The sequence below is a fragment of the Serratia sp. 3ACOL1 genome, from assembly GCF_003668775.1.
GTDB lineage: Bacteria > Pseudomonadota > Gammaproteobacteria > Enterobacterales > Enterobacteriaceae > Chania > Chania fonticola.
In genome coordinates, this window is record NZ_CP033055.1 from 533,078 (window position 1) to 546,100 (window position 13,023).

Consider the following 13,023-nt stretch of genomic DNA (forward strand, 5'->3'; position numbering starts at 1 on the left):
ACGTTTAAAACTCAGTGTATAACTTTAAAGAAGTAGATTACACTCAGCCCATCAGCTTTGGGGTCTTGCAGGATTTTCCATCGATTGCGGAGGTTTGCTCCGTTTTGGTTGTAAAAAGGGACTTGTAAGCTACTCTATCTAAACCATAAGAAGAGAAGCGCTTAAAATACATAGACGTTTTCCATTATTTATTTGGGTTATAGATCACGTTATTTTGTATTCGTGATTTGTATGTATTCATACAGTGCCAAGTGTAATCTTATAGGTCTGGATTATGAGTAAATATGATGATGTCCAAGGATTTAAAGACAAGACAAATCTCAAAGGGCTTGATTATAAAGAATTTCCTCGCGACGATGTGGCATCGGCTCCGCACCGCTGGTCTATTGTTGATCAGGTGGCAGGTAATGGCGGCATCCCTACCAGCACCTCGCAGCCAACGCCGATCACTAGTACAGACCTCTCTTCCAGCGCGCCTTTAGGGTTCGAGCCTCCTGCACAGCCCAAGGCGGTGATAACAGAAAATACCGCCTTGCCCGGCCACATTCCTCATAATTTTGATCGTTTTGCTCCGCCGGTGGAGCCTAAACTCACTAAAACCGCCCAGCCGGAAAGCCCGCGTGACGTTCTTGCTCAGGGTAACCCTGTTAATTCCCCTGCAAGCATTCCGCCGTCCGCTCCGCAGCCAGAGAACCAACGTTTTAAGCAGATGTTCAGCAAGAAAGCGTCCTCTGCCGGTGAGGTGATGGACGCTGGTCGTAATACATTACTCAAACCACTTTTAGAGTCTATTGCCTCATGCCGTTAGTCTGTGTTTGTTCTCCGAAAGGAGGGGTAGGGAAAACCACGGTTACTGCTAATCTGGCTTATGCATTGGCCCGTAGCGGCAGTAAGGTGTTGGTTGTCGACTTCGACACGCAAAATGCGTTAAGGCTGCATTTTGGCGTGCCTATTTCTGATAACCGAGGTTTTGTTGCCCAGTCGGCAAGTTTATCCGATTGGAGCCAGTTTATTCTCAAAGTTGGGCCGAACCTGTTCGTTTTACCTTACGGTGACGTCACCGATGAGCAGCGCCTTCAGTTCGATGACAATCTGCTCAATGAGCCCATGTTTATTCAACGTGGCCTGAGTGCGGTGCTGAAGATCCCCGGCATGGTGGTGATCGCCGATATGCCGCCGGGGCGCAACGCGGCAGTGCAGGCCATGCAGGCCGCGGCGGACATGCGCATTATGGTGTTGCTGGCCGATACCGCATCGCTCAGTTTATTGCCCACTATTGAGCAGCATAAGTTTATGAGTGCGCCCGCCAGCAATGAAGTCGGCGAGTATTATGTGGTAAACCAGAGTGACATGCGGCGTACGTTGAGCAGGGACGTGACGCAATTCTTCGAACATCGTTTGCAAGACAAACTGCTAGGAACCATCCACCGCGATGAGTGTGTCCCAGAGGCCAACGCATCGCAACGGGCGATCATGGATATTAGCCCGGTGTCGGCTGCCGCATTTGATATTGAGCAGATCAGTAAAAAGGTCGCAGTAATTTTAGGGCTTAGTGTTGGAGATGGTACGTATCATCATACTACGTCTATTTATGGCTCTTCGTAAGGATTGTCTGGTTAGTTATGAATAAAATACTCTTTTATTTCTTACTGCTGTTGGCCTTACCTTTTATGCTGTTGATTATCATTGCCCCCATGAGCAGTGATAATCAGTATATCTTTGGCCTGATCTGCATTGCGATCGTGTTTATTTTAGGGGTGAGTAAAAGCAAAAAAGTTACCCTGGTCATGATTGTGATGTCGACCCTGATGTCATTACGTTACATCTACTGGCGCGCGACAGAAACCCTGCATTTCAACAGTACTCTGGAGGCTGTGCTAGGTATTGCCCTGTTTATCACCGAGCTGTATGCCCTGGTGATATTGCTGTTTGGTTATATTCAGACCACCTGGTCATTAAAACGCACTATTGAACCGCTGCCCGACGACACGTCGCTATGGCCAACGGTAGATGTCTATATTCCTACTTACAACGAAAGTATGGACGTGGTGCGCGACACCATCCTGGCGGCGCAGTGCATTGACTACCCGAAAGACAAAATGAAAATCTACGTGCTGGATGACGGCAAACGTAATGAGTTTGCCGTATTCTGTGCCGATGCGGGCGTAGGCTATATTACCCGCAACAATAACCACCATGCCAAAGCGGGCAATCTGAATAACGCGATGAAAGTGACTCAGGGTGAATTGATCACCGTGTTTGACTGCGATCACGTGGCAACCCGCGCCTTTTTGCAGGCGACGGTCGGCAGCTTCCTGGTGGATGAGCGCCTGGCGTTGATCCAGACCCCGCACTACTTCTATTCCCCGGATCCGTTTGAACGCAACCTGTCAGAGGCGAGTAAAGTCCCTAACGAGGGCGCACTGTTCTACGGGCCGGTGCAGCAGGGTAATGATAACTGGAACGCCACTTTCTTCTGTGGCTCCTGTGCCGTGATCCGCCGTTCGGCGCTGGAAGAGGTGGGCGGTTTTGCGGTAGAAACCGTGACCGAAGATGCCCACACCGCCTTGAAGATGCAGCGCCGGGGCTGGAACACGGCATTCCTGGCATTGCCATTGGCAGCCGGGCTGGCCACCGAACGCTTGGGGCTGCACGTGATCCAACGTACCCGCTGGGCGCGTGGCATGACGCAGATCTTCCGGGTGGATAACCCCTTGCTGGGGCGCGGCCTGACCTGGCAGCAGCGTTTATGCTATCTGAACGCCATGCTGCATTTCCAGTACGGCTTACCCAGGGTGATATTCTGCGTGGCACCGCTGGTTTATCTGCTGTTCAACCTCAATATCATTGCCTCCTCCGCCGGGCTGATTTTCGCCTATGTGTTACCGCATCTGGTGATGTCGATCTATATCAACTCCAGAGCCAACGGACGCTATCGCTATTCGTTCTGGGGGGAAATCTATGAAACGGTGATGTGTTTCCATCTGGTGATACCGACCCTGCTGACGATGATCTCGCCAAAGCACGGCAAGTTTAACGTGACGGATAAAGGTGCGTTGCTGGACGTTAACTATTTCGATTCCCATATTGTCCGGCCACATATTATCGCCGTGTCCTTGCTGTTAATCGGTACCGCCTGGGGCGTGATCCGCCTGGTAATGCCGGATCACTATGGTGCTAACCCGCAGGTAATTTGGCTAAATATTGCCTGGGCCAGTTTCAGCATGATTATCCTGCTGGCTGCCATTGCCGTAGCGCGGGAAACGCGCCAGGTACGAAAAACCATCCGTATCGATGCCACTTTGCCTGCGGTGCTGTATTTTGCCAGCGGCGCGGCGATGCGTACCGAAACCCTGGATCTTTCGATGGGCGGGGTCAAATTGAAAACGCCGGATGAGCGCTTCCTCAACGATCAGATTGAAGAGGTGGAAATATCGCTTAAGTCTGGTGCCGTCTGTTTCCCGGTAGAGCTGATCGATGCCGACAAGTCGGTGACCCGGTTAATGTTCAAAGAGATGCCGATTGAGAAACGACGGGAGCTGGTGCGGGTAGTATTGGCGCGGGCAGATGCCTGGATCCAGACCAAACCTTTCCCCCAGGATCGGCCACTGCGTTCGTTGTTGGGCGTCCTGCGCTGTATTTTCGAGTTGTTCTATTTTTCCTGGCGCGATCGTCGGGCCAAAAAGCAGCAGAAACGGCCTGAGCTAAAGCGGGATAAGGAACAAGCCCTATGAGCCGGGTGAAAACCAAGTTGCCAACAGGCAGATCTACGCTCATTGCCCTGGTCAGCGGCCTGATGTTGGGGATGGGGCTTTCTGGTCTCGCCCTTGCGGCCGATCCGCAGCCTGCGCCGTCTCATGCCAGCGAGGGTGTCGAGATGCCAGGTTTTCCTACCTTGCCGCGTCCAACAGATGCTCCACCAACGGTTGCAGTGCCGGGCAGTGTTGAGCAAACGGCTCCGCTTGATATTGCTACGCCACCGGTTACCGTCTTCAATCAGTCGCTCGCTTCCACGCTCAGCGTGGGCGAGATGGGGCAAACCACAGGATTGACGTTGAGCAACTGGCAACAGCAGTCCGGCTTCACCTTTACCTTACCCTCAGACTGGGTGGTAACGGACGGCAATCTGGTGCTGGATCTCGACATTTCCCCGGCCCTGATGGGAACCGATACCGAACTGCAACTGATGCTCAATGGGCAACCCTTGAGCACCCAGAAGCTGAACCAATTGCATGAAGGCAAGGTAAGTTTGCAGGTGCCGATCCCGGCCGCCATGATCGTAGCGCGCAACAACCTGAGTTTCAGCATCGGCAATGGCAGCAATGCGGCCATGCTGTGCGAAAAGGGGGCGGCTAACAAATATTGGCTCAAGGTGCTGCCAACCAGCCAGTTGCATCTGGAAAACCAGGTGCTGAATATCAGCCCGAACCTTGGCCGTTTCCCCAATCCGTTCTTCGATCCTCAGGCCATGCAACCCACCCTGGTGGACGTGATCTTCGGCCAGGAAAAACGGCCGGAGGAGGTGGCAGCCGCCGCTATCGTCAGCTCTTATCTGGGGAAAATTACGCGCCATAACAACCTGAACTTCCAGGTGTTGCAGGACAGCTTGCCTGAGCAGAACGGCATTATCTTTGCGCGCCCCGGCGAGCAGATTGGCCAGTTGACTCTGCCACAGGCCGACGGCCCGACCATTCAGATGATTGATAATCCGCTGAACCCGGTTTACAAGCTGCTGTTGGTGATGGGGCGTAACGCCACCGAGATGCGCCAGGCCGCGTATCGTCTGGTCAGCCAGCCGTTGCCGGAGAAAACTGCTTCGCTGGCTGTGAAGCCGGTGACTATTCCGCTGCGCCAGCCCTACGATGCCCCACGCTGGATTGATACCAGCAAGCCGGTCAGCTTTGATAAGCTGGTGGCCAGTAATGAGGAACTGACCGTCACTGGTGTTTACCATGACGCGGTGCGCATTGCTTTCCGTGCCGCCCCGGACCTGTTTATGTGGGATGGCAGAAACGTCCCGCTGCAAATCAACTACCGTTTCCCCACCGACAACTGGATCGATGAGAATAAATCCCAGCTCAGTGCCACGCTGAATGGCACCTTCCTGCGTAACCTGCCGGTGAACAAACGCGGACTGCTGGAGCTGCTGTGGCACCAGTTTGGCGGTGATATTCGCCAGGAACAATACACCTTGGCTCTGCCACCGTATCTGATTTACGGCGACAACATGCTGGAGCTTTATTTCTCTATCGTGCCGAAAAACGGCTCCTCCTGCGATCCGGCGGATAGCAACACCCTCAAGAGCCATATCGGGCCCAACTCGTATATTGATCTGAGCGATACCTACCATTTCACCGAGCTGCCCAATCTCTCTTATTACGTCGGGGCCTCCTTCCCATTCTCCAAGCTGGCGGACTTCTCGCAAACCGTGCTGTTAATGGCGGAAAAGCCTACCGTCAACGAAGTGCGTGCGCTGTTGAACCTGACTGCTCGTTCCGGTGCGGCTACTGGCAGCTCGGTGGGTAACGTAGATATCCGCTTTGGCCTGCGGGGCAACGAGAACGAGTTAGACCACTTCAAGGGCAAGGATGTGCTGGTAGTCGCCTCACTGGCTCAGAGCGCCCTCTATCAGCGGTTGTTGCAACAGGTGCCTTTTGCGCTAAACGATAGCGGCGCGCTGGTGGTGAAGGCGCAGTCTACGCTGGAAAAACTGCAGTCCTACCTGAAAGGTAACTGGCGGACCCAGAGCATCGACGCCGATCGTTACCTCTCCTCTTTGACGGATTGGCGTGGATTTTTCAGCTTCCGCTCCGGTTGGGATCCGCAACGGGTGGTGGTGGTGGCCAGCGCCTCTTCCGACGATGGCCTGAACAAGATCTATGGCGATCTGAAATCTGCCCGGATCAACGCCGGGGTGCGTGGCGATCTGGCGGTGATCACCGATCAGAACGGCGTACGCAGTTTCCAGGTTGGCGAACAGTTCCCGAGCGGGGAGCTGCCCTGGTATCTGATCTTTATCTGGTATGCCAGTAAACATGTGGTGCTTTTATCCCTGACCGTGTTGGGGATTTCCGTGGTGTTGGGGCTGGGGCTGTATATCTTGCTACGCAAGCACGCCGCCAAACGCCTGGGGAGAGATGCAGAAGATGAACGTTAAAACACGTCTCGACCAGAAGCTAGACAGGAGCCGCCAATGAACCTATTGCTGAAAAAGAAACTGTATTGGGTCTCTCTGGCCGGGCTGACGATTTTTTCGGTGTCGGCGTTGGCGGATGACAATAACCCGGCGCTGAAAGCCCTGTTTCAACAGGCGGCTTACTGGCATGACAAATCGCATGACGAACTGGCCCAGGGGGCGTTGCAGAAAGTCCTGCTGATCGACGAGAACAACGCCGAGGCGATGTATCTGCTCTCCCTGTATGCCATGCAGGGCGGGGATAAGGCCAAGGCCGAAATCTGGCGCAAAAAACTGAGTGCCGTCGCGCCTAACGATCCTCGTCTCCAGGCGTTGAGTAACACCGAAGCGGCTCCGTCGGTCTCCAAGAATCTGTTAGCGCAGGCTCGGCAGTTGGCGGCCAAGGGGGAGTTTGCCCAGGCGGCTGCGGCCTATCAGACGGTGTTCAACGGCAAGACACCGATCGATAACCTTGCCAATGAGTATTACCTCACTTTGGCAGGTTCACCTGCGGGCAGGCAGGAGGCGATTGATGGCCTCAAGCAGCGGCTGGCTATGCAACCCAATGACACGCAAACCCGCGTGGTGCTGGGCAAGGTGCTGACCTATCAGGAATCGACCCGCCGTGAAGGGATCGATATGTTGGCAGCGATGGCCCCGAACAATAATGAAGCGGATCAGGCGTTGAAACAGGCGCTGCTGTGGCTGGCTCCGCTTCCGGCTGACAAGCCGCTGTATGATGCCTATCAGCAACGGCATCCGGAGGACAAGGCTGTGGCTGGCTATTATCAGCAGACTATTGCCGGTTCGGCCAAAGGCGTAGGATTCTCTGAGCTGAATAAAGGGGATCTGGGCGGCGCCAAGGATCAGTTTGCCGCTATCCTGGCCAGCAACCCGAATGATGCGGATGCTTTGGCCGGGATGGGATTTACGGCGATGCGCAGCGGAGACTTCGCGCAGGCAGAAAACTACCTCACCCAGGCGGCAAAACAGGGCGGCCCACAGAGTGCGCAGTGGGGAGCGTTGGCTCAGGAAGCGGCGTTTTACGCGACATTGGATAAAGCCAAGCAGGCTGCCAACGCAGGGCAATTGGATGAAGCTCTGGCGATCAGTGCGCCCCTGAGCCGTGCCACAGGGGATAAAGGCAACGCGGCGACGCTGTTCCGGGCCGATCTGGCTCGCAAGAAAGGGGATTTCACGGCGTCTGAGCAGATGTATCGAGGCTTGCTGACGCAAAATCCGCAGAATAATGACGCCAGGCTGGGGCTGTATTATTTGTTGCAGCAACAGCGTGACAAAGGCCCGGAAGCTGCGCAGATCCTGCAAACTATTCCAGCCGATCAACGGCCTAAAGTTCCTCAGGCGGTGGTGGGGGTGAATGTCGATCCCCAGCGCAGGCAGGCCGAGGCCGCCATGCAGAATGGCGATCCGCAGCGTGCGATGATGATCCTGCAACAGGCGCTGGAAAAGCAGCCCTCGAACGTTTGGGTGCGGCTCGATATGGCACGCATCCTGAACAAACAGGGGCAAGAGTTGCAGGCGCAAACCTTGATCTCCCCGCTGATGCAGGTTGGCGCTTCGCCAGACAGCCTGTACGCGGCAGCGTTGTTTGCCTCAGAACGTAACGACTGGCTGAACGTTTCCACCCTGATGGCGCGTATCCCGCAAGGGAGGCAGAACAGCAGCATGCGGGCTCTGGCGGCTTCTGCGTCGGCTAACCAGCAGCGGGCCAGCGCAGAAAGTTATCTTCGCCAGGGCAACACGGCCAGCGCAGCGGTCATCTTGCGGCAGTTGGCGCAAAAGCCGCCGACTGAACCCGCGGCCCTTGGGGAACTGGCAAAAGATTTGATGACGGTGGGGGATACCTCAACGGCGGTCCAACTGGTGCGTGACAACATGCGCCTGGGGGTTAAAGGCAATGCGGGCGATTACGCGGCCCAGATCGCGGTGCTCAATCAGGCTGGGTTAAGCCAGGAGGCCGATGCCTGGCTGAATAACCCGGCGCTGCGGGCGCGCAGTTCAACCCGCGAGATTGGCCAACTGCGCAACGGCAGCGTGATCAATGAGGCGGATAAACTGCGTTTACAGGGGCAGTACAGTGCGGCGTATGACAAGCTGATCGGCGCGCTGCAAAACGATCCGCAAAATACCGATATCATGCTGGCGATGGGGCGACTCTATCAGTCTGGCAACATGAACAAAGAGGCCGGGCAGGTTTACAACTATCTGCTCAGCCGTGACAGCCTGAATCAGGGGGCGCGCGAAGGTGCTGTTGGGGTTGCATTGTCCGATGGCGATGTCGATCGGGCCAAACAGTTACTGCGCGGCTTGCCTGCGCTTAAAACGCCGGATCAGTTGCTGCTGGCGGCGCGCGTTGCTCAAGCGGACGGTAACTATCCACAGGCGATGGTGTTTCTGCGCGAGGCGAAAAACCGAGTCAATGGCGTAACCGGTGCGCCAGGCGGGGGGCCGGCAGTGATTGGCGGTTTGCGGCTGGCGGATAACCCGTTTACCGCGCAGAGCACGGCATCGTCGAGCGTGAATACCTCTTCCTCGGCTTACGGTGAGGTGCTGCCTTGGCAGGTTGCAGCCCCGGGTTATGCCCGCGCTCCAGCTGCGGTGGTGAAAAATCCTACCTTGCAGCAGATTGATAAGTTGATGGACGAGGTGCAGGGCAAGACTGCCACCTGGGTTCAGGGGAATATTTCTCTGCGCGATAACAGCAGTGGTGAAAACGGCCTGAGTAATATCACGGAAGTGAGAAGCCCGATCACCTTGTCAGGCATGCCGTTCGATAATGGCAGGCTCAGTGTTGATGTGACGCCGGTGATGCTGAAATCCGGTACGCCATCCGACAGCGCCAACAGCCGTTTTGGTACCGGTGCGCTGCAGCAGGCCAGGGCTATCGAAGCCGCAACTCAGGCCTCCGTCATTGCCTCACAGACCTCGATTGCTGCCGCACAGGCCGCCGATCTGCGTTATCAGCAACTGCATGCTACCCGCGATAGTCTGTGTTCTATTGACGCCACCTCGCCAGAGTGTGCCGCTGCCACGGTGGCGCAGGATCAGGCCTTTAACGAAAGGCAGACGTTGGCTGGCTTGGTGACACAGCCGAAGACCTTTGGCCCGAACGATATCTATGCCGATTCACCGGGGCAGCAGCAAGATACCGGGGTAGAGCTGGCGTTAGCACTAAGCGGTGACAGCTATAAGCTGGACGTGGGCAGTACGCCAATGGGCAGCGGCATCAGTTCGGTAGTGGGTGGCGTGAAATGGTCACCCAAGCTGACCGAACACTCAACGTTGGATATGACGCTTGAACGTCGCGCGGTAAAAGATAGCCTGCTCTCCTATGTCGGGACCGAAGATACCATCACCGGCAAGAAATGGGGGGCGGTGACCAAGAACGGCGGCGGCGTAAATCTTGGATACGATGATGGCGTGCTCGGAGCTTACGGTGGCGCGGGATATTACAGCTACGTGGGTGATAACGTGGCGGATAACCATAGCGTGACCGGCATCCTGGGAGCCTACATCCGCCCTTATAAGGATGATGATAGCGAGCTGAAGGTGGGCGTTAACGTCAACTATATGGACTTTGACAAAAACCTCAGCTATTTCAGTTATGGCCAAGGGGGTTACTTCAGCCCGCAGGACTATCTCAGCATTTCGCTGCCGGTGGAGTACACCAAAAGGCAGGATAACTTCACCTATATTCTGAGTGGCAACGTCGGTTATCAGACCTATAACAATCAGGAAAGCCTGTATTACCCGAACGATCCGGAGCTCCAGTCTCAGTTGGAAAGCCTGGTCAGCCAGGGTTACGGCAAAGAGGCCAGATATGCCAGCGAGGACAAGAGTGGCATTGGCTACAGCCTGAAGGCGGGGGGGACCTATAAGGTCACGCCAAGCGTGTTGGTTGGGGGGCAGTTGGGTTATGACACTTTCGGCAGCTATTCCGAGAGCACGGCTTTGCTCTATTTTAAATATCTGTTAGATGGAAAATAACCATGCAAGATATTAACACTACCTGGTATGAGCTTGATTATTATCGCCAGCGTCAGTTTAAGGCGGGTTGGCAGGATCTGATCGAAGTGGTGTTCTCCGGCATTCTGGCTTCTGCTGATGATACGGACAGCCGCGATTTTCTGCGTTTGATGGGGAGTAACCTCGCGAAGAAGCTGCCATTGCCGGAGGCGGAAACGGTGGGAGAGTTGGAGGATGCTCTCAATGCCTTACTACGTCAGTTTGACTGGGGCAGGGTGCAGATTGAGGCGAATGGCGAACAGATGATCCTGACCCATTATGCCTACCCGCACAGTGCCGATCCGGCCAACGAGGACGTCTGGGCACTCTCTTTTGCCACGGTGCTTGAGGGGGCCTATGACACCTGGCTGCTGGCTCAGGGCGGTGAGCCGCATGTTTCCCTGCGCTGGCGCAGCCCGGCCAAAGATAACACCCTGGTCTTTTGCTACAGAAACGAGCAACGCAGGCAAACATGATGACGAAAAGCAGGTTTGGTAGGCTCCGCGTACTCCTGCTTTGGCTGGGGTTGGTGTTTTCCCTTGGTGCCCAAGCTGCCGACAGCGGTTGGGCGCAATACAAACAGCGTTTCCTGTTAGCTGACGGACGGATTGTCGATACCGGCAATAACAACGTCAGCCATACCGAAGGGCAAGGGTTTGCCATGCTGTTGGCGGTCTACAATGACGACCGTCCTGCGTTTGACAACCTCTGGCAATGGACCCGCAACACCTTGTATCGCCAGGATATCGGCCTGTTTTCCTGGCGCTATGAGCCGGGGAAGGCAGTGCCGATAGCCGATAAAAATAATGCCACCGATGGCGATATCTTAATCGCCTGGGCCTTGTTGAAGGCGGGGAAACGCTGGAATGTGCCTGCCTACCTAACCTCCTCGGCGCAGATACAGCAAGCCCTGCTCAAACATACTGTGATCGACTATGCTGGATATCGGGTGATGTTACCCGGTGCTAACGGTTTCAGGCAAAACGGTTCGGTGATCGTGAATCCTTCCTATTTTGTCTTTCCCGCCTGGCACGCGTTTTACCAGGAAAGCCATTTGCCGGCGTGGAAAAAGCTTATCGACGATAGCATGACCATGGTCAGCAGAATGCGCTTTGGCAAACAGCATCTGCCCAGCGACTGGGTCACGCTACAGGCCAATGGGCAGATGGCTCCGGCCAGCAACTGGGCGCCGCGATTTGGTTTTGATGCGGTGCGGGTTCCGCTTTATCTCTATTGGGACAAGGCCGACAGCCTGTCACTGAGCCCCTTTGCCAGCTTTTGGCGCGGCTTTGATCGCCGGGCGACACCGGCCTGGCTGGATGTGCTTAGCGGCCAACGCTCAGAGTATAATCAAAGCCCGGGAATGAGGGCGGTCAGGGATCTGACGGTGGGAGATCGGGGGCCGCTGAAAGATCGCCTGGCGCCTGATGAGGACTACTATTCTGCCAGCCTGCACCTGTTGGCCTACTGGGCGCAGCGCAGCCAACTCTAGTACAACTTGGCACTTTTCTCCTCTGCGGCAAGCGCCTCGCCGGGCTTTGTGCTATCTTACGCGCCAGAAAACCCTTTCAGAGAGCCCGTCACGGTGGAAAAAAAGAAAAGTTTCCCGCAGCAGAAAAGCGGCCTGCATCCGCGCAATCGCCATCGCTCACGCTATGATTTCCCTACCTTGATCGCTACCTGTCCGGGATTGGAACCCTTTGTGAAGCCCAACGCCTGGGGCGATATCTCGGTGGATTTCGCCGATCCTGCCGCGGTGAAAATGCTCAACCGTGCCTTGCTGATGCACTTTTACGGCATTGAACACTGGGATATCCCGGCCGACTATCTTTGCCCGCCGATCCCGGGGCGTGCCGATTATCTGCATCACCTGGCCGATCTGCTGGCGACCAGCAACGGCGGCGAGATCCCACGTGGCAAAGGCGTGGCGATCCTGGATATCGGCGTGGGGGCCAACTGTATTTACCCGATCATCGGCCAGCGCGAATATGGCTGGCGCTTTACCGGTTCGGAAACCGATCCGGTCTCGCTGGGGGCTGCCAAGATGATCGTGGCCATGAACCCGACGTTAAAAAACACCGTGCGCCTGCGCCAGCAGAAACAGCTGGAGTGTATCTTCAACGGCATTATCGGCGTTGCCGAGCGCTTCGATGCCACCTTGTGTAACCCGCCGTTCCACGGTTCCGAGCAGGAAGCGCGCGCCAGCACTCGCCTCAAGTTGCATAAGTTGGGCAAAGGGGCGGTGGCAGAAAAGCCGGTGCAGAACTTCGGTGGCAAGAACAACGAACTGTGGTGCGAAGGAGGCGAAGAGGCCTTTGTTCGCAAGATGGTGGAAGAGAGCGTCGGCAAAGCCAAGAACTGCCTGTGGTTCACATCGCTGATCTCGAAAAACACCACGCTGCCTGCCATTTACTACGCGCTCAAGCAGGCCGGGGCTGCTGAGGTGCGCACCATCGAAATGGCACAGGGGCAGAAGATTAGCCGCTTTGTGGCCTGGACCTTCCTTGATGCCGAGCAGCAAGCCGCCTGGGCGGCAGAACGCTGGCAGTAATTGCCCGACCGTTGCCGGCGATCGTGCCGGCAACGATTATTTATTCTGTCGTTCCTTTCATTCTGTCTGGCTTGCGTTATCCTCAATATTGTTAATAAATTCCCACGCTGCTCATTAGTTAAAAAAACAATAATTACCTAGCTTAATAACCGTTTTTATCCAGTTAATCTGGAGCATTGTCGTGCGCAATGTTCAGGGCGATAGCGCGCTTACTGGCGAGCAATAGATGCAGAAAAAATAGAGAGTGCTTGCCGTTAACTCCATCTGCCAG

8 protein-coding genes are annotated in these 13,023 nt (G+C 55.4%); all 8 read left to right on the forward strand.

The window, feature by feature from the left end; translation table 11 throughout:
• The first annotated feature begins 274 nt into the window (after positions 1-274).
• Entirely contained in the window at positions 275-808 is a 534-nt protein-coding gene (gene bcsO / locus D9980_RS02610) for a cellulose biosynthesis protein BcsO (protein WP_121606312.1), read from the forward strand.
• Complete coding sequence (gene bcsQ, locus D9980_RS02615; protein ID WP_121606313.1) at positions 799-1,605, forward strand: cellulose biosynthesis protein BcsQ; 807 nt, start codon at positions 799-801, stop codon at positions 1,603-1,605. Before bcsO ends, bcsQ begins: the two co-directional genes overlap by 10 nt.
• A 17-nt stretch (positions 1,606-1,622) precedes the next feature.
• Positions 1,623-3,734, forward strand: a complete 2,112-nt coding sequence (bcsA, locus tag D9980_RS02620) for a UDP-forming cellulose synthase catalytic subunit (RefSeq protein ID WP_121606314.1) — start codon at positions 1,623-1,625, stop codon at positions 3,732-3,734.
• Positions 3,731-6,157, forward strand: a complete 2,427-nt coding sequence (gene bcsB / locus D9980_RS02625) for a cellulose biosynthesis cyclic di-GMP-binding regulatory protein BcsB (RefSeq protein ID WP_121606315.1) — start codon at positions 3,731-3,733, stop codon at positions 6,155-6,157. Before bcsA ends, bcsB begins: the two co-directional genes overlap by 4 nt.
• Positions 6,158-6,193: 36 nt before the next feature.
• Positions 6,194-10,183 (forward strand): cellulose biosynthesis protein BcsC, encoded by a 3,990-nt coding sequence (locus tag D9980_RS02630; RefSeq protein WP_121606316.1) that lies wholly within the window; start codon positions 6,194-6,196, stop codon positions 10,181-10,183.
• 2 nt (positions 10,184-10,185) lie between these two features.
• Positions 10,186-10,677, forward strand: coding sequence for a cellulose biosynthesis protein BcsD (gene bcsD, locus D9980_RS02635; protein WP_121606317.1), 492 nt, complete (start codon positions 10,186-10,188; stop codon positions 10,675-10,677).
• The gene (locus tag D9980_RS02640; RefSeq protein WP_238393679.1) at positions 10,674-11,693 is read left to right on the forward strand and encodes a glycosyl hydrolase family 8; all 1,020 of its coding nucleotides are present in this window, start codon (positions 10,674-10,676) and stop codon (positions 11,691-11,693) included. The genes bcsD and D9980_RS02640 overlap by 4 nt, the downstream gene beginning before the upstream one ends.
• A 93-nt stretch (positions 11,694-11,786) precedes the next feature.
• On the forward strand, positions 11,787-12,752 hold the full coding sequence (gene rlmF / locus D9980_RS02645; RefSeq protein ID WP_186530747.1) for a 23S rRNA (adenine(1618)-N(6))-methyltransferase RlmF: 966 nt from the start codon (positions 11,787-11,789) through the stop codon (positions 12,750-12,752).
• Positions 12,753-13,023 lie beyond the last annotated feature (271 nt).

What these genes read in the sequence shown, in the direction of transcription:
- bcsO (WP_121606312.1), top strand. Translation starts at nt 275, where the DNA reads ATGAGTAAATATGATGATGTCCAAGGATTTAAAGACAAGACAAATCTC.
- bcsQ (WP_121606313.1), top strand. Translation starts at nt 799, where the DNA reads ATGCCGTTAGTCTGTGTTTGTTCTCCGAAAGGAGGGGTAGGGAAAACC.
- bcsA (WP_121606314.1), top strand. Translation starts at nt 1,623, where the DNA reads ATGAATAAAATACTCTTTTATTTCTTACTGCTGTTGGCCTTACCTTTT.
- bcsB (WP_121606315.1), top strand. Translation starts at nt 3,731, where the DNA reads ATGAGCCGGGTGAAAACCAAGTTGCCAACAGGCAGATCTACGCTCATT.
- D9980_RS02630 (WP_121606316.1), top strand. Translation starts at nt 6,194, where the DNA reads ATGAACCTATTGCTGAAAAAGAAACTGTATTGGGTCTCTCTGGCCGGG.
- bcsD (WP_121606317.1), top strand. Translation starts at nt 10,186, where the DNA reads ATGCAAGATATTAACACTACCTGGTATGAGCTTGATTATTATCGCCAG.
- D9980_RS02640 (WP_238393679.1), top strand. Translation starts at nt 10,674, where the DNA reads ATGATGACGAAAAGCAGGTTTGGTAGGCTCCGCGTACTCCTGCTTTGG.